The sequence below is a fragment of the Paenibacillus sp. CF095 genome, from assembly GCF_900101225.1.
Lineage (GTDB): Bacteria > Bacillota > Bacilli > Paenibacillales > Paenibacillaceae > Paenibacillus.
In genome coordinates this window covers 418,731-442,645 of the sequence record NZ_FMZN01000002.1, presented here as the reverse complement: position 1 = coordinate 442,645, position 23,915 = coordinate 418,731, and the positions used below count along the sequence as shown (strand labels likewise).

21 protein-coding genes are annotated in these 23,915 nt (G+C 47.6%); 8 read left to right on the top strand and 13 right to left on the bottom strand.

Annotated features, from left to right (window positions below; all coding sequences use genetic code 11):
* Positions 1 to 165: 165 nt before the first annotated feature.
* Complete coding sequence (gene uxaC, locus BLS69_RS21275; protein WP_091035949.1) at positions 166 to 1,608, bottom strand: glucuronate isomerase; 1,443 nt, start codon at positions 1,606 to 1,608, stop codon at positions 166 to 168.
* Positions 1,609 to 1,811: 203 nt separating this feature from the next.
* Here uxaC and BLS69_RS21270 point away from each other — a divergent pair, with 203 nt between their 5' ends.
* On the top strand, positions 1,812 to 2,555 hold the full coding sequence (locus BLS69_RS21270; RefSeq protein ID WP_091035946.1) for an MBL fold metallo-hydrolase: 744 nt from the start codon (positions 1,812 to 1,814) through the stop codon (positions 2,553 to 2,555).
* A gap of 72 nt (positions 2,556 to 2,627) precedes the next feature.
* On the top strand, positions 2,628 to 2,906 hold the full coding sequence (locus tag BLS69_RS21265) for a hypothetical protein (protein ID WP_091035943.1): 279 nt from the start codon (positions 2,628 to 2,630) through the stop codon (positions 2,904 to 2,906).
* A 458-nt stretch (positions 2,907 to 3,364) separates the two neighbouring features.
* On the opposite strand, the gene BLS69_RS21260 is transcribed toward BLS69_RS21265, so the two are convergent.
* Together BLS69_RS21260 and BLS69_RS21255 are read right to left on the bottom strand one after the other, a co-directional pair.
* Complete coding sequence (locus BLS69_RS21260; protein ID WP_091035941.1) at positions 3,365 to 4,846, bottom strand: alpha-amylase; 1,482 nt, start codon at positions 4,844 to 4,846, stop codon at positions 3,365 to 3,367.
* Positions 4,847 to 5,049: 203 nt separating this feature from the next.
* Positions 5,050 to 7,362 carry an ATP-dependent DNA helicase gene (locus BLS69_RS21255; protein WP_091035938.1) on the bottom strand — a complete coding sequence of 771 codons (2,313 nt, stop codon included), beginning with the start codon at positions 7,360 to 7,362 and terminating at the stop codon, positions 5,050 to 5,052.
* 137 nt (positions 7,363 to 7,499) lie between these two features.
* Here BLS69_RS21255 and BLS69_RS32865 point away from each other — a divergent pair, with 137 nt between their 5' ends.
* Positions 7,500 to 7,997, top strand: coding sequence for an antibiotic biosynthesis monooxygenase family protein (locus BLS69_RS32865; RefSeq protein WP_076253722.1), 498 nt, complete (start codon positions 7,500 to 7,502; stop codon positions 7,995 to 7,997).
* A 230-nt stretch (positions 7,998 to 8,227) separates the two neighbouring features.
* Positions 8,228 to 10,150 carry an LTA synthase family protein gene (locus BLS69_RS21245; RefSeq protein WP_091036550.1) on the top strand — a complete coding sequence of 641 codons (1,923 nt, stop codon included), beginning with the start codon at positions 8,228 to 8,230 and terminating at the stop codon, positions 10,148 to 10,150.
* Positions 10,151 to 10,584: 434 nt separating this feature from the next.
* On the opposite strand, the gene BLS69_RS21240 is transcribed toward BLS69_RS21245, so the two are convergent.
* The 4 genes from BLS69_RS21240 to BLS69_RS21225 form a co-directional block, all read right to left on the bottom strand.
* Positions 10,585 to 11,256: a GNAT family acetyltransferase gene (locus BLS69_RS21240; protein WP_091035935.1), complete on the bottom strand. Its 672-nt coding sequence runs from the start codon at positions 11,254 to 11,256 to the stop codon at positions 10,585 to 10,587.
* Positions 11,257 to 11,302: 46 nt separating this feature from the next.
* Positions 11,303 to 11,977 (bottom strand): GNAT family N-acetyltransferase, encoded by a 675-nt coding sequence (locus BLS69_RS21235; protein ID WP_091035932.1) that lies wholly within the window; start codon positions 11,975 to 11,977, stop codon positions 11,303 to 11,305.
* Positions 11,978 to 12,232: 255 nt separating this feature from the next.
* Positions 12,233 to 13,090: a carbon-nitrogen hydrolase family protein gene (locus BLS69_RS21230; protein WP_091035930.1), complete on the bottom strand. Its 858-nt coding sequence runs from the start codon at positions 13,088 to 13,090 to the stop codon at positions 12,233 to 12,235.
* Between the two features lie 111 nt (positions 13,091 to 13,201).
* Positions 13,202 to 14,086, bottom strand: a complete 885-nt coding sequence (locus tag BLS69_RS21225; protein WP_047840818.1) for a cidABC operon transcriptional activator CidR — start codon at positions 14,084 to 14,086, stop codon at positions 13,202 to 13,204.
* A gap of 163 nt (positions 14,087 to 14,249) precedes the next feature.
* Between BLS69_RS21225 and BLS69_RS21220 the strand changes: the two genes are divergently transcribed.
* The 3 genes from BLS69_RS21220 (at position 14,250) to BLS69_RS21210 (ending at position 15,922) form a co-directional block, all read left to right on the top strand.
* Complete coding sequence (locus BLS69_RS21220) at positions 14,250 to 14,621, top strand: CidA/LrgA family protein (RefSeq protein WP_017691758.1); 372 nt, start codon at positions 14,250 to 14,252, stop codon at positions 14,619 to 14,621.
* On the top strand, positions 14,618 to 15,298 hold the full coding sequence (locus tag BLS69_RS21215) for an LrgB family protein (protein ID WP_091035927.1): 681 nt from the start codon (positions 14,618 to 14,620) through the stop codon (positions 15,296 to 15,298). The genes BLS69_RS21220 and BLS69_RS21215 overlap by 4 nt, the downstream gene beginning before the upstream one ends.
* Before the next feature lie 105 nt (positions 15,299 to 15,403).
* Positions 15,404 to 15,922, top strand: a complete 519-nt coding sequence (locus BLS69_RS21210; RefSeq protein ID WP_076209663.1) for an AbrB/MazE/SpoVT family DNA-binding domain-containing protein — start codon at positions 15,404 to 15,406, stop codon at positions 15,920 to 15,922.
* Between the two features lie 194 nt (positions 15,923 to 16,116).
* Here the strand turns inward: BLS69_RS21210 and BLS69_RS21205 are convergent, their stop codons facing one another.
* On the bottom strand, positions 16,117 to 16,497 hold the full coding sequence (locus BLS69_RS21205; protein ID WP_091035924.1) for a DoxX family protein: 381 nt from the start codon (positions 16,495 to 16,497) through the stop codon (positions 16,117 to 16,119).
* A 422-nt stretch (positions 16,498 to 16,919) separates the two neighbouring features.
* Between BLS69_RS21205 and BLS69_RS21200 the strand changes: the two genes are divergently transcribed.
* Positions 16,920 to 17,219 (top strand): winged helix-turn-helix transcriptional regulator, encoded by a 300-nt coding sequence (locus BLS69_RS21200; RefSeq protein ID WP_026081419.1) that lies wholly within the window; start codon positions 16,920 to 16,922, stop codon positions 17,217 to 17,219.
* A gap of 104 nt (positions 17,220 to 17,323) precedes the next feature.
* Here the strand turns inward: BLS69_RS21200 and BLS69_RS21195 are convergent, their stop codons facing one another.
* The 5 genes from BLS69_RS21195 to BLS69_RS21175 all read right to left on the bottom strand — a co-directional run bounded on the left by BLS69_RS21195 (position 17,324) and on the right by BLS69_RS21175 (position 23,655).
* Complete coding sequence (locus BLS69_RS21195; RefSeq protein ID WP_047840822.1) at positions 17,324 to 18,328, bottom strand: Gfo/Idh/MocA family protein; 1,005 nt, start codon at positions 18,326 to 18,328, stop codon at positions 17,324 to 17,326.
* Positions 18,329 to 18,396: 68 nt separating this feature from the next.
* Complete coding sequence (locus tag BLS69_RS21190) at positions 18,397 to 20,055, bottom strand: glycerol-3-phosphate dehydrogenase/oxidase (RefSeq protein ID WP_091035922.1); 1,659 nt, start codon at positions 20,053 to 20,055, stop codon at positions 18,397 to 18,399.
* Between the two features lie 556 nt (positions 20,056 to 20,611).
* Positions 20,612 to 22,099 (bottom strand): glycerol kinase GlpK, encoded by a 1,488-nt coding sequence (glpK, locus tag BLS69_RS21185; RefSeq protein ID WP_091035919.1) that lies wholly within the window; start codon positions 22,097 to 22,099, stop codon positions 20,612 to 20,614.
* 28 nt (positions 22,100 to 22,127) lie between these two features.
* Positions 22,128 to 22,697: a glycerol-3-phosphate responsive antiterminator gene (locus BLS69_RS21180; protein ID WP_026081418.1), complete on the bottom strand. Its 570-nt coding sequence runs from the start codon at positions 22,695 to 22,697 to the stop codon at positions 22,128 to 22,130.
* A gap of 190 nt (positions 22,698 to 22,887) precedes the next feature.
* Positions 22,888 to 23,655: a GTP cyclohydrolase II gene (locus BLS69_RS21175; protein WP_091035917.1), complete on the bottom strand. Its 768-nt coding sequence runs from the start codon at positions 23,653 to 23,655 to the stop codon at positions 22,888 to 22,890.
* Positions 23,656 to 23,915 lie beyond the last annotated feature (260 nt).

Here is a 23,915-nt window from a genome sequence, read left to right as displayed (position 1 = left end):
TATGTGCCATTCCATAAATTCAACTTACAAAGAAGCTCCCATTCCCTACTCCGGTGGATGATGACCCGGGGGTAAGAAATGGGAGCATTTTATTGCGATTGAAAAGTAGAAACTAGAGAATCTTTCTATCGTATAACCTGCATGATTAGATGCGCTTGTTAATTATCAGGACTGTGAAGCAGAGACTGTTTTAAGCACTGAGGCAAACGGGAAATATTCTTTTGCATTGTTGTAGGCAATGCCTTGTACGATCTGACCAAGCAGCTCCAGATCCTGCGGTGCCTCCCCTTGTTCGGCCCATTCACCGATGAGGTTGCAGACCAGACGACGGAAATACTCATGGCGGGTGTAGGACAGGAAGCTACGTGAATCGGTTAGCATGCCGACAAATCGGCTGAGCAGACCAACATTCGCCAGTGCTTTCATCTGAGCAAGCATGCCGTCCTTTGTATCATTGAACCACCAGGCTGCGCCAAGCTGGATTTTGCCCGGAATGCCCCCTCCCTGGAAGCTGCCGATGATCGCCGCGAGCACCTCGTTGTCCCTTGGATTCAGAGAATACAGAATCGTTTTGGGCAGTGCTTGTTGCTGCTCCAACGCGTCGAGCAATCCAATCATTGCCGATGACAGTGGCGTATCATTCACGGCATCGTAACCGGTATCCGGCCCAAGCTTGGCAAACATCCGCGTATTGTTGTTACGGGCTGCATTAATGTGGAACTGCATCACCCAGCCTCGCTCTGCATACAGTTTGCCAAGGAACGTCAGCGTCACTGTCTTGTACTTGTCCTCTTCCTCACGAGTTACCTTCTGACCTGCAAGTGCCTTTGCAAAGATGGCACCAGCCTCTTCGCGTGTAGCCACGCCGTATGGAACATAATCGAGTGCATGGTCAGAGACTCTGCCGCCGACGGAATGGAAGAATTCCACTCGGGACTCCAACGCAGCAAGGAAGGATTCATAATCTGAAATCGCAGTGCCAGATGCCTGCGACAGCTTGCCTACCCATTCGGTGAAGGTATCCCGGTTCAATTCCAAGCCTTTATCCGGGCGGAAAGAAGGCAATACCGCCGTGTCAAAGCCTTCGATTTCCTGAATCTTCAGATGATACTCCAGAGAATCCGTTGGATCATCGGTTGTACACACAACAGTGACATTGGATTTGGTAATTAGATCACGTGCACCGAATCCGTCACTGTTCAGTTTGGCATTTACTTTGTCCCAGATGGTTGGTGCGCTTGTCTCATTCAGTACTTCGTAGACGCCGAAATATCGCTGTAATTCCAAGTGAGACCAGGCGTACAGCGGATTACCAATCATCATGGGGACCGTTTTGGCGTAAGCCAGGAAACGATCGTAATCGGTTACTCCCTCGCCGCCGGTCACATATTGCTCTTCAATTCCGTTTGCGCGCATGAGCCGCCACTTATAGTGATCACCGTATAACCAAGCCTCTGTAAAATTGCCAAAGGTTTTGTTCTCGTAGATCTCCTGAGGACTGAGGTGGCAATGATAATCAATAATCGGCATGTCTTTGGCATAATCCTCATATAACTTGATCGCCGTTTCATTGTGCAGCAAAAATTGTTCATCCAGAAAAGGTTTCATTCGCCTCGCACGCTCCCTTTAGGTGAATTTACGTTCATATGGGTTCACTTCCCATCTTTACGCTACACTGTTTATCATCAAAGTTCAATATAAAATGATAGCGTTATCAAAAAAGGTTGATTTAGGCATATATTCGGGAACACGGTATACTGGATTTAACGCAAGGATGCTGATTTGAAGATCACACAAGGAGATGAAATGAATTGAAAATTACTTTTCTCGGCACAGGAGATATGTTTAGCGTGGAGCAGCACCACAATAGTATGTTGGCTGAATTCGGAGACACGCATCTGGTCATTGATTTCCCAGAATCAAATGCTAAAGCACTCAAGGAATATGGATTCGCCATGACCGATATTCACAATGTGTTCATTACCCATTTGCATGAAGATCATATTAATGGTGTACAGATGCTGGGTTATTACGCACAGATCGTAGGCGACCGCAAACCCCGTCTGTTCATCCACGAACAATTGGTAGATCCGCTCTGGAGCATTCTATCCCCAGGCATGCGCTACACAACAGATGGTGAACGTACCATGAGCGATTACTATGATGTCGTTCCCCTGCCAGATGGAGGCACATTTGAACTGGGCGGCGTGACGTTTGAGACCTTTCGGACAAAACATGTTCCCGGTATGGTCAGCAATGGGATACTCGCCAAGCCTTACTTCTATTACAGCGCTGACAGTACACTCGACCAGGAACGGGTGGAGCAAGTTGCCGCTGATGTGCAGCTGATTTTCCATGAATGTCATATGCATGATCTGGTGATCAAATCTCATACCTCATTGAAGGATCTGGAGCAGTTACCCGCAGAAGTGAGACGGAAAACCGTACTAATGCATTATCATGACGAGTACGCGGATGCGGACAAACGGGAACAGTTCAACCGCGAGCATGATCTGCGTATGGTTGGCACGTTAGAATCATTTGAACTGGAGTAGGTAAACGGAGGGTATTAGATAAGTGATGGATTCGTATCGTAATCGTTCTGTATCCTAATGGAGGTAAATGCTATGGAGTATCGATTTGAACAAGGTTACTTTTTGATATATTCTCCTGCAAGAAGCACCAGTAGTGGAGACATCATGGTGGTTAAATTACTGGAAAGACCCTTTAAGGATAGAGTTGAATTCCTTATTAACAGCAAAAACTATGAGTGCACTACACACCATGAATACTTAAACTTTGAGCCAACTTCTCATCATAAACCTGAGAAGCCTGGAGCATTTTCAATGGAACGAAGTGAGTTCAATCGAATGTGGGATACGATGAATCAGTATTTTGAAGAGTAATAACCTTATCCTGCTGTTAAATCTAAGCTGATTCCTTTCTCATTTCATGTTTTTACTTACAGCAGTGATTCGTTTGCCTATGGCGGCGAGCCTTAACCCACGTTAAGCCAACGAATCTGAGAGGCCTTATTCGGCTGAAATCCGAGTTACCAGTATTCTAACGAATCTCAAACGCGTTAATCTAGTGATGTTGCTCCAATTGGCACTATTTCAATCGTTTTTGAGAGTAATAAGGTTACTGAGATTCGTTAGAATTCCAATAACGCTAATTCAGTGTAAATAAGGTGCGCTCAGTTCGTTAGGATGGAGTTTTAGTTGTACCTAGAAAAATGAAAAAAACCACCTGGATACAGGTATACTCGCTCTCCTGTTCAGATGGTTTAACGATAACGATCTATCTATATACTGTTTTTCATATCAATCCGTGTACCTTTTCTTATCCTGCCTGGCACATGCCGTTACTCAGCGTCAGCGCAGTCCTCATTCTGTTCAGGAAGTGCCCATACCGAGACGCCTCCACCGCACACATGGAAGGTGGCCCAGCCGTCTTCCTCAATGGTAATCTGATCCTCACAGCTGTTCGTCAGATCCACCCAGACTTCACCAGCACGATGCTCTCCGACGAACATTCTCTTCTCACCGTCATCCCCGTTGGAGATGACCACTGCACAACCGGAGCCTTCGATTTCCTCTACGCCGCGACGCACCCAGCCAATCGTATTCGCGTGATCGAAGTAATCTTCCTGCTCTCCATATGCCTTGTTGCAGCGGGCAGACAGCAGAATGTCCAGAATCTCCTTTTTGCCATCCACAGGTTCAGGTCCACCAATGCCATAATAATCTCCGTAAAATACAACCGGATAACCATCACGACGTAATAGCGTCAAGGCATAAGCGCTCGGCTTAAACCAATCTCCAATCCATGATTCCAACGCTTCATGAGGTTGGGAGTCATGATTATCTACAAAAGTTACCGCATGGGTAGGATGCGTCTGAACCAGGGTGTCATCAAAAATTTTGGAGAGATCAAAGTCTCTGCCTGCAAGCGAAGCCTCATGCAACTTGTAGTGAAGAGACACATCAAACAGGTCGATCTGATAGTCTACCGTATCAAGGAATTCACGACATGCATCCAGGTTTGAATTCCAGAACTCACCTACGATGTAGAAATCCTGACCGCGTTTGCGGATCATCTCTGCTGCGAACTCCTTGATGAATTCGTGGTTGATATGCTTAATCGCATCCAGCCGGAACCCACCGCACTGAAGGGTATCGATCAGCCATTTCCCCCAATCGATCATCTCGCGCCGAACATCCGGGTGGTTATAATCTATATTGGCGAACATCAGATAGTCATAGTTGCCAAACTCATCATCAACATTCTCATTCCATTTTTTATTCTCTCCTGCGATGCGGAATACACCTGTTCGTTCTCCCTTGGCGTCAAAGTCTGTACCGTTGAAATGTTCAGAGCTCCACTTGAAGGAGGAGTATTGATCTCCGCGACCCGGGAATGTGAATTTGGTCCAGCCCTCAATTTCGAACGGCTCAGAAATTTCCTTCGTTCGATCATTCGGATCAACCTCGATCACTTTGAACACTTCCGTCTCATCTGCTCCGGCCTTGTGATTCATAACCAGATCCACATAGACGGCAATGCCGTTCTTCTGACACTCAGCAATGGCCTCCACCAGTTCCTGCTTGGTGCCATATTTGGTCCGTACGGTACCCTTTTGATCAAATTCGCCCAGATCGTACAGATCATATACACCATAACCTGTATCTTCTGCGGACACTGCCTTGGTTACGGGTGGTACCCATACCGAGTCAATACCTTTGGCTTTCAGTTCCGGGGCCATTTCAGCCAGTCGCTTCCAATGATCTCCGTCTGCAGCCAGGTGCCATTCAAAAAACTGCATCATGGTATGATTTCTCTTCATTATAACCGACCTCCTTGATTGCTTTCGAAGCGGACCGCGGAACGGATAGGGTAATCGCCGTTGTTCGTTCGTTGCTAACCAAGTTATAACCCTTTCACCCTACCCTTCAATCATATAAAGGAAAGAAATCTGAGAAAAATGTTAAACTTCTTGGTTCAGCATTTGCCTGATTCCATTGAAATTGCTGTGGAGATGCATCATATTCAAATTCGTTTATAGTCCCGCCACTCCTCGGGCAGCAGGGAACGATACGGTTCCTGGATAAAACGATCGTCGACCAGCACCAGCACACCCCTGTCTTCCTCTGTCCGAATCAGCCGTCCACCCGCCTGCAGCACCTTGTTCATACCGGGGAAAATATAGGCATAATTGAATCCGTTGCGTCCTGTCCGATCATAGTAATCACGTAATACGTTGTTCTCCAGACCAATCTGCGGCAGCCCCGCACCTACCACAACCACGCCATTCAAGCGATCTCCCGGCAGATCGACACCCTCTGAGAATACACCACCCATGACGGCAAATACCAAGCGTGTTCGTTCAGGATTCGGCTGAAATCCATCCAAAAACTGCTCACGTTCCAGCTCGTTCATGCCTTGCTTTTGTATGACCGTATCCGCTTCACTTGGAAGCTGTGCATAGGTTTCATATATCTCGCGCATATAAGGATAGGAAGGGAAGAAGACCATTAAATTGCTGCGCGGCCATTCACTTACCAGCTGTTGCAGCATCTCCGCAATGGGGCGCCGGGACTGTTCCCTGTCCTTATAACGCACGGATAAGGGCAGGAGTCTCACATCCAATTGTTCGCGCTGAAACGGCGATGGAATCTGCAATGTATAATCCTCTTCCTCTGCACCCAGCATATCCCGATAATAGCGAAGGGGTGACAATGTAGCCGAAAAATGAATGAGAGAGCGGAATCCTTTGGCCGTCTGACGAAGCAGTACGGAAGGATCAAGACAGAATAACTTCACTCTCACTTCACTTCGAACACACTCTGCATACGTAATAAAACGTTCATCATACAGCTTGGCAATACGCAGGAAATTCTGTGCCGTGAAGTAGGCATCCAACAGCAGCTGATCCGTCTCGGCATTCCCCGATCCACCTTCAACAAGGCATTGCTCCGCGACCATGACAAAAGGTTCCAGCCGTTCAATCAGTTCCTCCGGTGCTTCCTGCTGGATGATCTTCCCTTCTTCTCCACCGTTTTTCCGAAGGGTAATCAGATACTTATCAATGGCCCCGGTGTAATCAACAATGGCTTTGGCAGCAGGCACACTGCTGTCCAGCGACTGGAACTCTCTTTTCACATCCAGGAACACTGCCTTCTCCAGCTCGGCGGAAAACATCATTCGGCCACGATCGACCAGATTATGGGCCTCGTCCACCAGTAACACGGTCTTGCGTTTCTGCTCCTCCAACATTCTTTTCAGAGAGATCCGTGGATCAAAAATATAGTTATAATCGCAGATCACCGCATCGGCTGCATACGCCGCATCCAGTGAAAACTCAAACGGACACACCCGATGTTTGCGCGCATACTGCTCGATGACCGGACGTGTCATCAACGTCTCATGTTCCAGCATGTCCAGCACGGCCCCGTTAATACGGTCATAATATCCTTCACACATGCCACATTGCCCCGTATCACAAGCTTCCTCTTCCTTAAAACAAATCTTGTCCTTCGCTGTCAGACTGATTACATGCATCTTCAATCCTTCCGACTGCATCCGGGCAAAAGCTTCTTCTGCCGCCACCCGTGTCGTCGTCCTCGCAGTCAGATAGAACAATCGGCTCGCTTCGCCTTCGCCAATTGCTTTGACTGTGGGGAACAGCACGGACATCGTTTTACCAATGCCTGTTGGTGCTTTCGCCATCAATCCCTGACCTTCACGGATCGTCTTGTATACGGCTCCTGCCAGCTTCCGCTGTCCCTCCCTGTATTTGCGAAAAGGAAACGGTAGCTCTCGCACACTGATATCTCGCTTTTCTTCATATGCAGCGATCATCTCTGCATATGGCGCATAACCGGCAATCACTTCTGCCGCAAACTGCTCAAGTTCCTGCCGTTCTGCCATTCGGCGAAACCGTCTTTCTTCATGGGTTACCGAATGCACATACGTCAACTGCACTTGCATGCGTGGTTCATCTTGCTGAACGGCGTACATGTAGGCATACATCATGGCCTGTGCCCAGTGCACTGGAAGACCTTCTCCCAGATCATCCAGATTGCCCGCAGTGGATTTGATCTCATCTACCGTCAACTGACCTTCCAGACGAATTAACCCGTCACATCGTCCCTCCACCACATAGGTCAGATCCCCATGTTGAATCTCAGCTTCGAGCACAATCTCTTTCAGATCCTCTTCCGTGTACTCCTTCTGTACCCGCTGATGGATTCGAGTTCCCTCCTGCATCGATGCGTTGGTCCGGAACCCTGGACGTATGCTGCCACTGCGGTACACATACTCCACCAAAGGTCTAACCGATATCCGAATTGTTGTTGTCATACGATCACCCGTTCTGTTTGTAGTGATTATACTTTATCATGAAAAGACTTGCTCAAACCAGTTGATCCGCCGATTGGACTCACTGATTTCCATATGCTATCTTGAAATAGAATGTACTTAATGAGGAGGCAGCTTCTATGTATATCTATTTGGTTCCTTCACCGATTCCGGATGCACTTGCTGCATACCCGCATCTGACTTTGCGAAGCGAAGAGCACGTGCGTCTGGCTATTGAATCCGCAGAACGCCTGATGAATATTGAGTCTGATGATAAAATAGCCGCATATGAAGCTTTTGATGCCGCAGGCTCCTGGACTGGCGGTGGTTACGCTGTTCTCAACAATATCCCTGTTACAGAGGATGGTCGTAACGATTTCGAAGAACGGTTCAAGAACCGTGCCCGCAAGGTAGAAGACGAGCCTGGCTTTGTCGGTATTCGTGTGCTTCGTCCTCTGAAGGATGACACATATGTCGTACTTACACTCTGGCAGTCGGAGGAACATTTCAAAGGCTGGCAGGAATCCCAGGCATATAGTCACGCTCACCGTAACCGCAGTACAAGCGAAGGGCTGACTGCACAGAAGCCCACCATGTTCCCCAGACCTTCTTACGTCACAACGTACACTATAGAATAACGGATTGGGTCACATCTGGCTTTTATCGCAGTAGCCCATGTTTTTTCAAACCTCTTCCTGCATGGAAGAGGTTTTTTGCCGTCAATTGTTGAAGGCTCTCATTTTTGACACAGCCATGCTGAGATAGGATAATACTTGTTAAATGAAACTTCGGAAGGGAAGGCGGTACCTTGTCACGCAGTTCACTCACCCGATTTCTAAGCGGACCGTTTATATTCTTTACCATTATCATGATGATCAAAAGTTCACTGGCCTGGATTGTTATCTTCGATGACATCCCTGTCTGGAAACCACTGCTGACTGAATTGCCGCTCATCTGGATCGGCTTCTGTCTGATTGAGTGGTTTGCTGCCAAGCGGCGGATGTGGATATACCTTGCCATGAATTTGCTGCTCTCAGGGATTTTCTTTGCAGCCATCATGTACTACAAATACTATGGTGTAATCGTTAACTATCACGCGTTGGCACAGGTAAATCAGGTGACATCGGTCAAGAGCAGCATGTTTTCATTGCTTGATCCCTATTACTTGTTTATTTTTGCAGATGTTCTAATCATTGGGGGGATACTCATTCGTCGTCGGATCAAGCTCGGGAGTACAGAACGTCCGAACCGCATTCCGCTTGAACGACGTGCCAGAAGACGGGTTGCCTCGGTCATTCTGACCCTGTCCATGATCCTGTGCATGCTCAACATCTATCCCAATCGAGCCAGCATGAGTGAGCTTACACAAGCAGAACAGATGGGCATCCTCGGTTACGAGGCATATACCATCCTGGATCGACCTGATAAACCTGTGCCCATCACTCACATCGATCAGGCTGACATCGACCAACTGAAGCAAACGACCGAACTTCCTGCGATTGTGGAGCAGGGTGCCGCGAGCGGACGCAATGTGATTATGCTCCAGTTGGAATCGTTTCAGAACTTCCTGATTGGATTAGAGGTAGATGGACAGGAGATTACGCCTAATCTGAATCAATTGGCTAGACAGAGCCTGTATTTTCCGAACTTTTATCAGCAAGTCGGACAGGGAAATACATCGGATGCAGAATTTGTTGTGAACACATCGTTCTACACCCCGCCGAATGGGGCAGCAACAACTGTATATGCGGATAAAGCTCTGCCAAGTCTACCCAAGTTGATGTCAGCAAACGGATATCAGACAGCTACATTCCATACAAATGATGTTCGTTTCTGGAATAGGGATCAGTTATACAAGGCACTTGGATTCGACCAGTATTATGATATTGATTATTTCGGCACACAGGACACTATCGCCTTTTCGGCCTCGGATGAAGTACTATATTCCAAAACACTGGATAAGCTGGAATCCATACAGTCTTCGGGTGATCCCTTCTATGCCCATATCATCTCCATGTCTGCCCACCATCCGTACACTTTGCCTAAAAACAAGGTGAAGCTGACGCTGCCAGAGCGTTACAAGGATACGTTGCCCGGTGATTATCTGATATCACAGCATTATGCCGATCAGGCGGTTGGACAGTTGATTGCTGGATTGAAAGAACGGGGATTATGGGAAAATAGCTTGTTTGTCTTGTACGGGGATCACCTGGGACTTCCCATCTATTCACTGGATCGGGATGACAAAGTCCTTATGAAAGAGTTGTATGGTCGGGAATACACATCAGCAGATATGATTAATATTCCACTCATTATCTCGGCCCCGGGCGTTACCCCGGGTGTACAACTGGAACAGATCGGAGGTCAGGTGGACATTCTGCCAACGATTGCGGGACTCACCGGGGTATCGCTGAAGGACCAATTACACTTCGGACAGGATTTACTGCGTGAAGGCGGAAACCTGCTACCCGAACGTTATTACCTTCCTTCCGGGTCGGTGCTAAACGATGCTTCTCTCTTCATTCCGGCGAAAGGATACGGGGATGGAACGCATTATTCCCTAGCTGATGCGGGCAGACAGGATGCCGTGCAACAGCAGTTGAATGTTCCGTCAGAAGAGACGCCGAAGATTTCGGGAGATGAGAAATCTCCAGCTATAGCCACACCCAATAACAGTGGGCAGTCTTCTTCACGGTTTATCACGAAGGAACAATATGATCGGGCATTGGATCTTGCACACTTGTCCAACAGTTATTTAAGCCAGTTACCGGACCGAAAGGAAGTTAAATAAAAATTAATCTTAGAGTATACGGTTACTATCCTGGCGAATGGGTAGACGATTTTCTAAGGAACTCAAGACGTCTTATTTGACCTTTAGGTCCTCCTTATACATTGTAAAGAACATCAGACACGTTATTTCCCAAAATCCCCCGAAAAAACGCTGTAAACGGCTGTTTTTTCGGATTTAGCGTGTCTAAGGTTCCTTAGATTTCTGCGGATGCTTCAAATCCCTGAATAAGGCGCCTCAGATTCGTTAGAGCTCGCTTCGTGCCTTGCTCCAACCGCAAGCTTAGCAATCATTTTATATCTACATCCAATATCCTTAATGAAACCGAAAAAGCCCATTAAACAGAACCAATCACGGTCTCATTAACGGGCCTTTTCTTGGTTTTATTGTGGCTTAGAACATTACAACGTCATCCTCTGTGACAGCCCTGCTTCCGTTTACAACGGCAGTAACGCAACCGACTTGCGAGCAGTTAATTGCTCTACCATGGCAAGCCATTCCTGCGGTTTGTTCGGTAACACCGCATAATATCGATTCAGGAAATCAGCCACCAGGCTTGCTGGTAGTTCACCAAGCGACTCATCACCTGGCATGAAGCACAGATCCAATCCGCCAACTGCTTCACCGTCACCTTGCCAAGATGGATGAACATATGGGAAGTCCAGACGTTGGTATCCCAGATGAGACAATACTTCGCGACGTACATACGGGTCCATCGGCTTGATACCGCCAAACTCGTGATCCTGACTCAGATAAGGGTTATAGATTTCGGCAAACATACCGAACAATTCTTTCCCGTTTGCTGCAGCCAGCTTCTGCAGATCACGCTTGCGGTGATTCGCCAGGAAACTGCCGATCCCCAGTCCTTCGCGCCCAATAATCGTGAAGTCCGTCATGGCTACGTTCCAATCCTCGTAATAACGGTACTCTGTCGCTCCAACAACCTGTCCCTCATGCACAGCTACGAACACCCGAATACTCGGATCTTCCAGCGGTTCTTCCCACAGGGGAAAGTCCAGCACTTCTTCCCGCGGGAAAATCTCCTGCATCAGCTTGTGCATTTGGGCAAACAATGGATCTTTAATAGATGTAATACGCGTGAATTCCATGAATAAATACCCCCTCGATTGATGATGTATTTCGTTTAACATTTCTTTATCTGAACGGATTCCGCCACTCCATCAGGGCAGCATAGTTGCAGGATTCCTCATCGTCCAGATAGTCTGCGGTCACACCAACCGGCATGCGGCCACAGCGAAGCAGGAACGATATCACCGGGTCACGTCTCTCTCCCGCTGCTACCTGATCCAGATATTCCTGCGCAGACAGTTGGTCTGCAACCAGATGATAACCGGGCATTCTACCAGCACCTAGTAACCGATCCATCCCCTGAGCGATGACAAGGTGGTACATCGCCTGCATCATAAGCTGAGCCAGTCCCCATTTGCGGTACTTTGGACGAACACAGAGATCGACAATATACAGCGTGTTGCCATCCGGCTGGTGGTTACGAATATAGCCGTCATCCGTTACTTCGGCCCAGGTATGACTTGCCGGATGTGCAGGGTCCCACTGCATCCGCAGCGAGGTCATTGAGCCAGCCAATTCTCCACCCACTTCAATACAGATGGCACCCTCCGGGTAATGCTTCACATGACTGGTGAGCTGCTCGTGACTCCAGAGCAGCTCTTCCGGATAAGGAGGAGGGAAACTCTCCGCCTGAATGCGAATGAGTTCCTCAAAGTCGGCTGCAACATAATTGCGAACGACTGCCTTTACCCTTTTGCCACTTTGCTCCGGGTCGGTGATCAACATTTCTTTTGTATACATCTTGCCGGGTCACCCCTTTCCACTGACAAATGAATTTCCTACTCTGTTCCGTTCCGTTTTAATTATGTGTTCAAAAAGGGCGGTTTTCAGTACCGAGAAGATGGGATGAAGCTAGAAATGGAGTAGCGGAGCGTAGGGAAGACTACGTGAGCAACGGACATTTCGGCTGAATTCCATATTCGATGCTGATGATGCCACTAGGCATCCTTCGTAATCAAAAGCGGATTTTTTGAACAACCTCTATAAGGTAACTCGCTACTCCCAATCGGTATACAGATCGGTACGGCGGTCACGCCAGGTCGTTACCGATCCACGTTCACGTACCTCATACAGCAAATCCAGATCCAGATCGGCGGTCACGATCATATCGTTGTTAATCTCACCCTCAGCCAGAATGCCACGTGGCGGAAACGGGATATCATTTGGCGTAATAATTGCAGCCTGTCCATAGTTGGCACGCATGAAGTCAACGGTTGGCAGGTTACCCACTGTTCCGGTTAACACAACATACACCTGATTCTCCACCGCTCGGGCATGACTCGTATAACGCACACGATAGAAACCGTGGCGATCGTCCGTGCAGGAAGGACAGAAAATCACGTCAGCGCCTTTCGCTTTGGCCATCCGTACAATTTCCGGGAATTCAATATCGTAACAGGTCAGCATGGCAATACGGCCTTTATCGGTGTCGAACACCTCAAGTCCATCTCCGGGAGCCATGTTCCATTCCTGTACTTCGGTTGGCGTAATGTGAATCTTGTCCTGGCGCACGATGCGACCATCCGGGTAGAACATGTGGGCTGTATTATATAACTTCCCTTCACGGCGAATGACGTGGGTTCCCCCGATGACGTGCATGCCGTACTTGGCAGCAAGTGACGTGAACAGTTGTTCATATTGTTCCGTAAAGTTTGGCAGATCCTCAATCGTCAGTGCATTGCCTTGTTTGTCCCCAATGGACATTAACTGCGTTGTGAAAAATTCCGGGAACAGCACAAATTCGGTTCCGTATTCGCTCGCTGTCCGTATGTAATGCTCAGCCTGAGCGGCGAACTGCTCAAACGAGCTGATTGTGTGCAATTGGTATTGTACAGCGGATACCCGCAATTTCATGTTCGTACACCTCCATCATGATTATGCATCCATTGTAACAACGATCCGGGGTCAACAAAAGAGTATTTACACTGGGCACTACAATGACAGAACAACCTTCCGATCGCCCCCTTACTCACCCAGCATCGACTGTGTGAATCCAATCCACTCTCTCGTGGCAAATGAAAGATAGCGGTCCTTCCGCCAGATCATACCGAGCTGCCATGGAATCACTGGTTCCACCACCGGTATAATGCGCACGCGCATATGGTCCACCTCACGACAGATCGTCTCCGGTAGTAAAGCTACACCCAGATTGGCGGCAACCATCGCGCTGAGCAGATCCCACTGAGAGCTCTCATATACCACCCGGGGCTGGAACCCGGCATGCTGACAGGCCACAATAATCCGGTCATGCAACGCAAAATCTTCCCGAAACAGCACAAAGGCGTCGTTTTCCAGTTCATGCAGCGCAACCGACTCTTTCCCCGCAAGTGGATGTGAAGGGTGTACGAGCAGGTTCAGCTTCTCTTTGACAAACACAAAATGATCCAACAGCTCATCCACGGTTGGCAGTACGGCAACGCCAATATCCAGTGCACCACTGATCACATCGGCCTCCACTTTTTTGGCGCCATCCTCAAACAGCTGAATGGTCACCTGCGGGTAGGCTTTGTGAAATTCGCCAATGATCATGGGGAAAAAGCTGGACCCCACCATCGGCGGCAACCCAATCCGCAGATGACCTTTCTTCAAATTCATCAGATCGTCCAATTCGGACGACAGACTGCGGAATGATTTTTCAATCTCAAGTGCCTGCCGAAAAAACACATGGCCCGCATCGGTTAGCTCCACCTTTTTGCCATAACGGTCCAGTAGCGTGATCCCCAATTCCTCTTCAAGACTCTTGACCGTCTTGCTGATCGTGGGCTGGGTGATATACAGCACCTCGGCGGCTTTTGTGAAGCTCTGCTGCCGGGCAACTTCCAGAAAATATTGCAAATGGCGGATATCCATTGGTTGATTCCCACCTCTCATAGATAAATGGAATAGTAAACATTCTTAATATGCATTTTACTCATGAAAGAATGCCATGTAAAATTTGTGATATCAAACAACGTTTCCATTCATTTTCATAATAACTCAAACGATTACGTTGATTATACAAGGAGGGATTGAAGTGAAAAAATGGGGCCTTGGTATTGCACAGGTTGCGCTCTTAATGGTTTTTTCACTGCTCATGGACCTGCTGGCCCGTACTCTCCATCTTCCTGTACCGGGTTCGATACTCGGTATGGTTGTGTTATTCATTCTGCTTCAGACCCGTGTCGTGAAGCTGCGCTGGATTGAAGTTGGAGCTGCCTGGCTGCTCGGTGAACTATTGTTATTTTTTATCCCGTCAGCCGTTGGCATTATGAACTATATGCCCATGTTGGAGCATGACGGATTGCAAATTTTATTCATCGTACTGCTTAGTACTTTCCTGGTCATGTCCTGCACAGGACTGGTTGCTACACGAATTGCCAAACGAAAGGAGCGTCACACCGGATGATTGGATTTCTCTGTCTCTTGTTAACCGTCGGTATCTATGGGGTCGCCAAACGAATGTATCGTAATCTGCCCAAGGTATATCTGTCACCGTTGCTCATTACGCCGCTGCTTGTCGTTGGCATATTGCTCGCAACGGGAACGGATTATACCACGTATAGCAGTGGTGGCAAATGGCTGAGTCTGCTTCTTCAACCGGCCACCGTGGCTTTTGCCGTACCGCTATATACCTTTTTCCATGTACTCAAAAAACATATTTCCGAGATTGTCTTCAGTGTCATGACTGGCTCGGTCGTTGCCGTACTTTCTTCTGCCCTGCTCGCCAAATGGTTGCGCCTGGATTCCGGTCTCATTCATAGTCTGATCCCAAGATCGATTACCACCCCAATTGCCATGAACGTTTCGGCTACCATCGGTGGCATACCCGCAGTGACAGCTGTTTTTGTTATTATGACTGGTCTGCTCGGAGTGATTATGGGACCTTCTATCGTCAAAATGCTGCGCATCGATGGGGAGATTGCACGAGGCACACTGTTTGGAACCGGTGCCCATGGCACAGGGACATCCAAGGCATTTGAACTAAGTTCCCTGACTGGTACCATTTCCAGCATCTCCATGGTGCTCGCTGCATTATTCACTTTAGCCGTTGCCCCCATCCTTTCCAAACTTATTTTCCCATAATAGATGGAATTATCCCACTTTTTTGAAATATTATTGTTGTATTAAAGCCCTTTCTTCCTTACAATAAGGACAGGTTTTAATTGTGAATATTGCGGAGGAGATGCGATGAAAAGAACCGGAATGAAGAGATCTCTGGACCGTCTTGGACGAATTGTCCTTCCCAAAGAAATGCGGGATACGATGGAAATCCATATCGGCGATCCGCTTGAGTTTTTCATTGAAGGGAAAGAGTTGATTTTACGAAAGTACAAATCAACATTATGTATTTTTTGCGGTGATGTAGATACGGAAATGTATTTCAAAGAACAATTCATCTGCCGGACTTGTGCAATTCAATTAAAACACCCGGATGACTCTCCCGACTGGTTCGTACCTCAGAACAAACAGGCTCCTGCACCCGTGGAGCGTCCTGCTTCCAAATCCGCCTCAGTCTCATCTCCCGCTAGGGAAGAAGGGACCACAGCTGACAACCAAGAATACCCGGATCTGCGGCCGAAGACGGCACGCATGCTGCAACAGATGAAAGAAATTGTTGAACAGAATCCCGGTTTGGCTCAACAGCAAATTGCGGAAAAGCTTGGCATCAGCCAGGGACGCGTCTCTCAATTAAAAAAGTTACTATAATCAAAATGGCATTTGATCATTTATAGTCAGAAGACCTTCCAATCCAGGAAGTCCCGCTGCAAGAGAACCCGTTGTTTTTCGTGGGTTCTTCTTTTTTTTATATTAAATCCCATTTAATCATAAAAAAGATGACCTATGCTCATCTGCAGCGGCCATCTCATGATATCGTTTCAAATCTTCTATTCATCTTTCCTTTACGCCTGAATCGCGTCCATCTGGCCTTCTTCTTCCGCTTCCAATCTGCGCATACCTACCACCAGGACAATAATGTTAGCTACCAACAACACAGCCGGGAACGGAACAGCCGCGTATTGTGCATAGATCAGATGACTTCCCACGGCCCCAATCAGAATGAATGTCAGTATGCCAGAAGCCAGGATGCGAGTCCGTGGAATCAGCAATCCTACTGCACTAAGCAACTCCGCAGCGCCCAGCAGATACATGGTCCATGTCGGATAAGAGAAACTTTCGAATGTCTGAATCATCATGTCTGCCCCACTAATCTTGTTAAACCCTGTCATGACAAACACACCTGCAAGAATAACTAGAAAAATATAACCCAAAATTTTGTTCATATGTAGATCCTCCTGTACAAATTATATGTTCCTACTATGTAATGATTATTTGTGCTGCACATTGTAAAAAAAGAATCTATGTAAAAGTTCCCAAAGGTCACTCTGTTTTCAACCGTTCAGCCGAGTTCAATTTTCAGAATAGTACGCGTTCATATTATACGTATTATTTATCACCAACTTACTTTTGTGAAGTTAGTATATAATAATAATATAATTTCTTCAAGTAATTTTTCGCTGTATGATGTATAATACATACAAAAGGTATGTTACAGTATATTTTGTAGTAACCCTCATTTATATGGATGTCCTATATTCTTAAAGCGGCAGAAACCATGTCCTTTCATATACAACCTGCGAAAAAATAACCATGAATCGAGGTGAATACGTTGAAGCTGAAAAAAGTAAAAGCACCAAGTCCCTGTATGATCACTCAAGCCATAGATATCATAGGCAAGAAGTGGGTACTGTTAATCATGTACCAACTGTTGTCCGGACCCAAGCGGTTTACGGAGCTTGAAGCAGAGATGGCGATCAGTGGACGACTTTTATCGGAGCGATTGAAGGAAATGGAGACGGAAGGTATCGTAACCCGACACATGTTTCCCGAGATACCTCCCCGTGTAGAGTATGAATTGACACCGAAAGGCAGAGCCATTGAACCTGTCATTGATCAGATCTACAGTTGGTCATCCGACTGGTTGAAACAACAGAAATCCGAGTAGTTGAATTGCTGCTCAATAATCTCTACTCAACACAAATACGCCTGAATCAGGCTGATCTGCGGATCATTCCCTGATTCAGGCGTATTTATATTACCTTCAACCTTTTAATGAGAGAGATGTTTTGAAGGCTGAAGCTGTACAGGCAGACCGGAATCTGCCGATGCCAGCGCCGCCGTCGTAATCTCCTGTGTACGGCAGGCATCCGCATAATCGGACAGAATTCGTGAACGGTCTCCCGTACGCAGTGCATGAATGAACGCTTCATTCTCACGCTCGTATGGATTATGTCCTGCCGGAATCTCCAGACCTGCCATCGCATGTTTTGCGGCACTTGGCAGAAGCAAACGTTCTGGCGTCCAATCCCACACACCTGCATCCGTGTAGAACTGGAGCCCAGCGCCGCCCTCTCCGTCTGGCAACAGACATGTATTAGCGATACTGGCAATCGCTCCACTTTCCAGCTTGAGCGTCACATTCGCCACATCAGCAACGGTCACATGCTCATGCTTCTCATGCATGCTTCGCTGAGCTGCTACAGCATATACCTCCGTAACTTCTCCTGCACAATACCGAAGCAAGTCTACAATATGTGTAGTTTGCTCTACGAATTGTCCTCCTGAACCGTCCTGACGCCGCCACCAGGCGACCCCTGGCATTCCGCCCATCCAGCGGCCAAGTGCCATGCCGACCGTCTGTTCTTTCATCGACTGCTGCAGGACCTGCGCGGCCTCCTGATAACGGAAATGGTATCCTACAGAGGTTAACAATCCGCTCTTTTGCACCTGATCCAACACCTGACGCGGAACATCCATTCCGGTGCTCAAAGGTTTCTCCACCAGGAATGGAATACCACGGCGGATTAATTCGGACTCAATCGATCCGTGAGACATCGGAGGCACACAGATATACACCGCATCCAGCTTCTCACCATCCAGCATATGTTCAAGTTCCCCGTAACCAACAGCATCATAAACGGAGGCCATAGCCTCTGCCTTTTCGAGCGATGTTCCACAGACACTCGCAACACGAACACCTTCCATCCGTGCGAGAATATCCGCGTGTACCTTACTGAACCAGCCTGTTCCAATGATTCCGATCTGTAATGTCATGGATGTAATCCCCTCTCTATGTTACACGCTTACATGTTCCATTCGACTCTCGATCTTGAAATCCTGCCTCAGATTTTGCCGGATGCTTCCAGCAACAGCTGATCCAGTTCCTGTGTATGTTTAACCTCTTCCTCTTCAGACCAGTTCAAACGACCTGCCATATACGAGATAACCGCTGCTTTATAGCGACGAACTTCATCAATACGGAAGAATAAATCACCTGTTCTTCGTACCAAAAAATCAGACGGGGTTACAGCCATCTCTTCATCAATCGCATAACTTAACATCAACAGTAGCTCCTGTGGCATGCCATGAAGCTCGGACTTGGTGCGTGGATCGGGCATTCGCTCATATAGTGCCTCCACATTGGAACCATACGTGCGGACCAGTCGCTCCGCAGCAGGTCGAGCAAGTCCCAAGGCAACACCATCCTTGATCTTGCGCTCCGCATACGATACAAATCCAGCCGATCCCCCTACATCACCGCCGGAGATGGGCATCTTCTTCGTTACACAAGGGCCTATGGAATGCCCACTCTCCTGCTCCATCTGGCGTGCGACCAGATCAACGACCATCTCGGCCATTTTACGGTATCCGGTTAATTTGCCCCCGGCAATCGTAATCAGATTGGATTCGGATACCCAGACTTCATCTTTACGTGAAATTTCGGAAGGATTCTTGCCTTCCTCATGGATTAGTGGACGTACACCCGCCCATCCGGATTCCACATCCTCGGTACCAATCCGTACATCTGGAAACATGCCATTGACTGCATTAATGACATAATCACGGTCGGAGTCGGAAATTTGGGGGTGTGCAGGATCGTCCTGATATACGGTGTCGGTTGTCCCCACATAGGTTTTGCCATCACGCGGGACAGCAAACACCATTCGACCATCTGGTGTATCAAAATAAACCGCCTGTCTTAGCGGGAATCGTTTACCATCAAAGACCAAATGGATGCCTTTGGTCATCTGTAGCGTTTTCCCCTGGCGCGAACCATCCAATTCCCGCAGACCGTCCACCCATGGACCGGAAGCGTTGATCACCTTGCTTGCTTTTAGCGTATAGGTCTGCCCATCGATCTGATCAATAGCTTCAATACCTGTAATCTTGCCATTATCCTTCAGGAAACCTTTCGCCTTAACGTAGTTCACTGCCTGTACCCCACGTTTGACAGCTTCTTTCATGACTTCAATGGTGAGCCTGGCATCGTCTGTCCGGTACTCCACATAGAGCCCACCACCTAACAGTCCCTGCTTGCGTAGTAAAGGTTCACTATCTGACACCGCTCCAGCATTCAACATTTGGCGCCGTTCACTGCGCTTCACCCCGGCGAGCCGATCATACACCATCAGTCCAATGGACGTGCTGAAGCGGCCGAACGTACCTGCCGTATAGATCGGTAGCAACATTGGTTCTGGCGTGGTCACATGTGGCCCATTCTCGTAGACTACAGCCCGCTCCCGTCCTACCTCAGCAACCATTTTCACTTCATATTGCTTCAAATAACGCAATCCGCCATGGACAAGTTTGGTCGATCGACTGGATGTACCTGCTGCGAAATCCTGCATTTCTACAAGTGCTGTCTTCAATCCACGGGAAGCCGCGTCCAATGCAATTCCTGCGCCTGTAATCCCCCCACCAATAATTAATACGTCAAAATGTACATTCGCCATGTTTTGCAAATATTCGGTCCGGTGTGCTGACGAGAACGTTTCTGTCATTCTTGAACCTCCTATTGATTTTCTCAATTTTTCCGTAAAAAAAACAAAAAAAGGACCACGTCATTCGCTCAGCAATTGCTGAGCGGCACGTGGTCCCTCCCGATCTCCAGACATCATTTTTTAACTTGTGCCTTTATCCTATCACAGATTTTTGACGGCGTGAAGTCCTGAAATGACACATTATTCAAAAAAAATTCAAAAAGTTGTTCTGCCAAAGGATGGAATTTCAAATGAATCCACTAACCTTGTTTTTTTCCTTATAGTGGATATATATTTTACCTTCTCCAGGAAGAATAACCCTGTAAATCATGCATCATTTTCCACCAGTAAATATCATTTATAACATATGTTTAGTTAAAAAGTACAAATACCCACCCAAGAAATATTCATTTCATTCCTCTTATTTAGCATTTTTCATAATTCGAATCATTCCGCTCACGGGTACAAAAGTTGGACAGGAAGAAGCATCCTGATCCAACCAGTGTATAGACGAACAAAATCATTTCGATCTATATTTTGCTGATTTGAAGACGCTCAGGTGATTTATGCAAAATGTTTATTTAAAAGCCATTGCTGCGTTCACTGCACGCTTCCAGCCTGCATACAGTTCTATTCGTTGTTGCTCAGCCATAACAGGCTGGAAGACACGCTCCGTATTTTCATGATCGGTCAATTCATCCGCACTCGTCCAATATCCAACCGCCAATCCTGCCAGATAAGCTGCACCCAATGCAGTTGTTTCATTCACCGTTGGGCGTTCGACAGGAATGCCCAGAATATCACTCTGGAATTGCATGAGAAAATCATTGGCTGCCGCCCCGCCATCCACACGCAGAGCATGCACGGGAATACCCGAGTCGGATTCCATTGCCTCCAGTACATCTTTGGTCTGATACGCCAACGCCTCAAGCGTAGCACGGATAAAGTGTTCCTTTGTCGTGCCTCGGGTCAGGCCAAACACCGCACCCTTAACCTCACTATCCCAATACGGACTGCCCAGTCCCACAAATGCAGGTACCATATAAACGCCGTCTGTCGAAAGCACACGTGAGGCGTAATCCTCGCTATCTTTTGAAGAGCGAAGCATTCTTAATCCGTCACGCAGCCACTGAACCGCTGAACCTGCAACAAAAATGCTGCCTTCAAGCGCATATTCAACCTTGCCATTCATCCCCCAGGCAATCGTTGTAATCAGTCCATGATTGGATTGTACCGGGTTCTCGCCCGTATTCATAAGCATAAAACAACCGGTACCATATGTATTTTTCATACTGCCCTTGGTGTAACAGCCCTGACCAAACATCGCTGCCTGTTGATCTCCTGCCGCTCCCGCAATCGGAATCCGATGCCCGAAGAAATGATAGTCTGTTGTGTGTGCATACACCTCGGATGAACCTCGCACCTCTGGCAGCATCGCCTTAGGAATGTCGAGGATATCCAACAATTCGTCATCCCATTGCAGATCATAGATGTTATAGATTAGGGTACGTGAGGCATTGGATATATCCGTGACATGTGTCCCCCCGCTCAGTTTCCAGATCAGCCAGCTATCAATCGTGCCAAACAGCACTTCACCCTTCTCTGCCCGCTCCCGGGCACCAGGGACATGATCCAGAATCCACTTAATCTTTGTTCCCGAGAAGTAGGGATCGATTAATAATCCTGTTTTACGGCGGAAAAGGTCCCCGAGACCCTGCGTCTTCAATTCTTCACAGATATCTGCGGTCTGTCTGGATTGCCATACCACTGCATTATAGATGGGTCTGCCTGTTTCTTTGTCCCATACCACAACCGTCTCCCGCTGATTGGTAATTCCAATTCCGGCAATCTGGACCGGTTTGATTCCGCTCTCTGCCAGACATGAAGCCATCACGGCAAGAATGGAACTCCAGATTTCGTTGGCATTCTGCTCTACCCAGCCCGGTTTGGGGAAATATTGAGGGAATTCCTGCTGTGCAATGTGCACGATCTCTCCGCCACGGTTAAACAGAATAGCTCGGGAGCTTGTTGTTCCCTGATCCAGAGCCAATATATATTTTTCCATACAGCCAACCTCCTGTTGTGGGTTCTTTTTACGGTGTAAGCGATTTCTCGAAGTGTCGAATCAGATCTGCATTGGATGTGGTCACTGCCGTAGCCCCGACGCCAAGCGCAAGTTCGACCTCTTCCGGTGAACGGATCAATCCCCCCGCAATAATGGGTATCCCTGTACGCACAGATACTTCCGCAATAATATGCGGAATGACGCCAGGTAATACTTCAATATAATCCGGTTGGGTTTTGGCCAGCAACAGATAACTTTTCTCCAGCGCATGGGTATCCAGTAGAAAAATACGTTGAATCGCTGTAATGCCTTTCTGCTTTGCCTTCTGAATGACACTCGCTCGCGTAGAGATCAGTCCTGCCGGGCGAATGTGCTGACACAGATACTCTGCCGCATACTCATCGTTTTTTAAACCCTGAACCAAATCTGCATGCAAAAGTATCTTCTTGTCATACCGCCGCGCCTCGTCCATTACACTCTGAAGCTGTGCAATATGGGTTTCCAGCATCACCCCATAGGTATAAGGGCCTTCAATCATCGCTTCAAACTGCTTCATGCTCTTTGCAGCCGGCAATATACGTTGTCCCTCAAATGGCACCTTGGTTCCTCCCGCATTCATCAGATGACTATATTGTATAATCCACACTGTGGGAACGGCAAGCCATTCCATGAATCAGGAAAACCTGATCGCTACCCTGTTCTCCATACCAAAAAGCCGCTGCTGTACTTCTCCATAACGGAGAGTACTACAACGACTAATCAACTAATCAATTACGTCTATTAAATAATTAAGCCTGCGCATGCGGAAGCAACGTCTCTGCTCCAGCCCAGCCATCACTTTCCGCCAAGTGACCGGAACGATTCACTTTCGTTTGCAGATACTTCTCGTTAAAAGCAGAACGATCTCCCCACAGCGGAACACGTCCGCCCACATTTAATCCCGCTTCCTGCAAGGCAGCCAGCTTCCGTGGATTGTTGGTGATCAAGGTAACCGGTGCGGTGCGAAGTGCACGCAACACAGCAATCGCATCGTCATAATTACGAGCATCGTCTGTGAATCCAAGCTGCAAGTTTGCATCTACCGTATCCAGACCTTCTTCTTGCAAAATGTACGCCATGGCTTTGCTGAACAAACCAATGCCACGTCCCTCATGGTTCGCAAGATAGAACAGTGCACCCGCTCCGTGAGCGGCGATCATTTTCATGGATTGCTCCAATTGGAAGCCGCAATCACAGCGTTTGCTGCCAAAGATGTCGCCTGTATGACAGATGCTATGCATCCGGATCAGCGCTTCTTGTGCTTCAGCAAAGTCACCATACACCAGAACACTGGATTGTTGACGCTCTGCCAGTTCAGCAGCAGCAAGAGATTCGATTAACTCGCCGCTCTCCATCGCTTTGTCCGATTTCATCCAGCTGTACCACTGGAATGTCTTGGTCTCCCCATCGAGGTTAACCGGAAGCTTGATTGGTCCCACCAGGTATATGAACTCTTTTCCACTCGGAAAAGTCTGAATTTTGGGGGCAAGCAGTTGAATAATATGTGAATTGATCATTGTCGTTCCTCCTGTTTAGGCCAACTTGTATGTTGATTGATTCGCATCCAGCGTGAAATTGGATCACTTGGATGTTATATAGTACGTATCTATATTATTCTCATCATCATTAGTTACTTTATGTAAGTTAGTTTAGAATAAAAATTATAAAGTGTCAAGTAACTTTTATTTTTAAAGTAACTACTAAAATTATGTTACGCAACGGACACAAATATGTGTTTCATTTTAGGAATATTGGGTATGAGTTTATAAACTGCTCA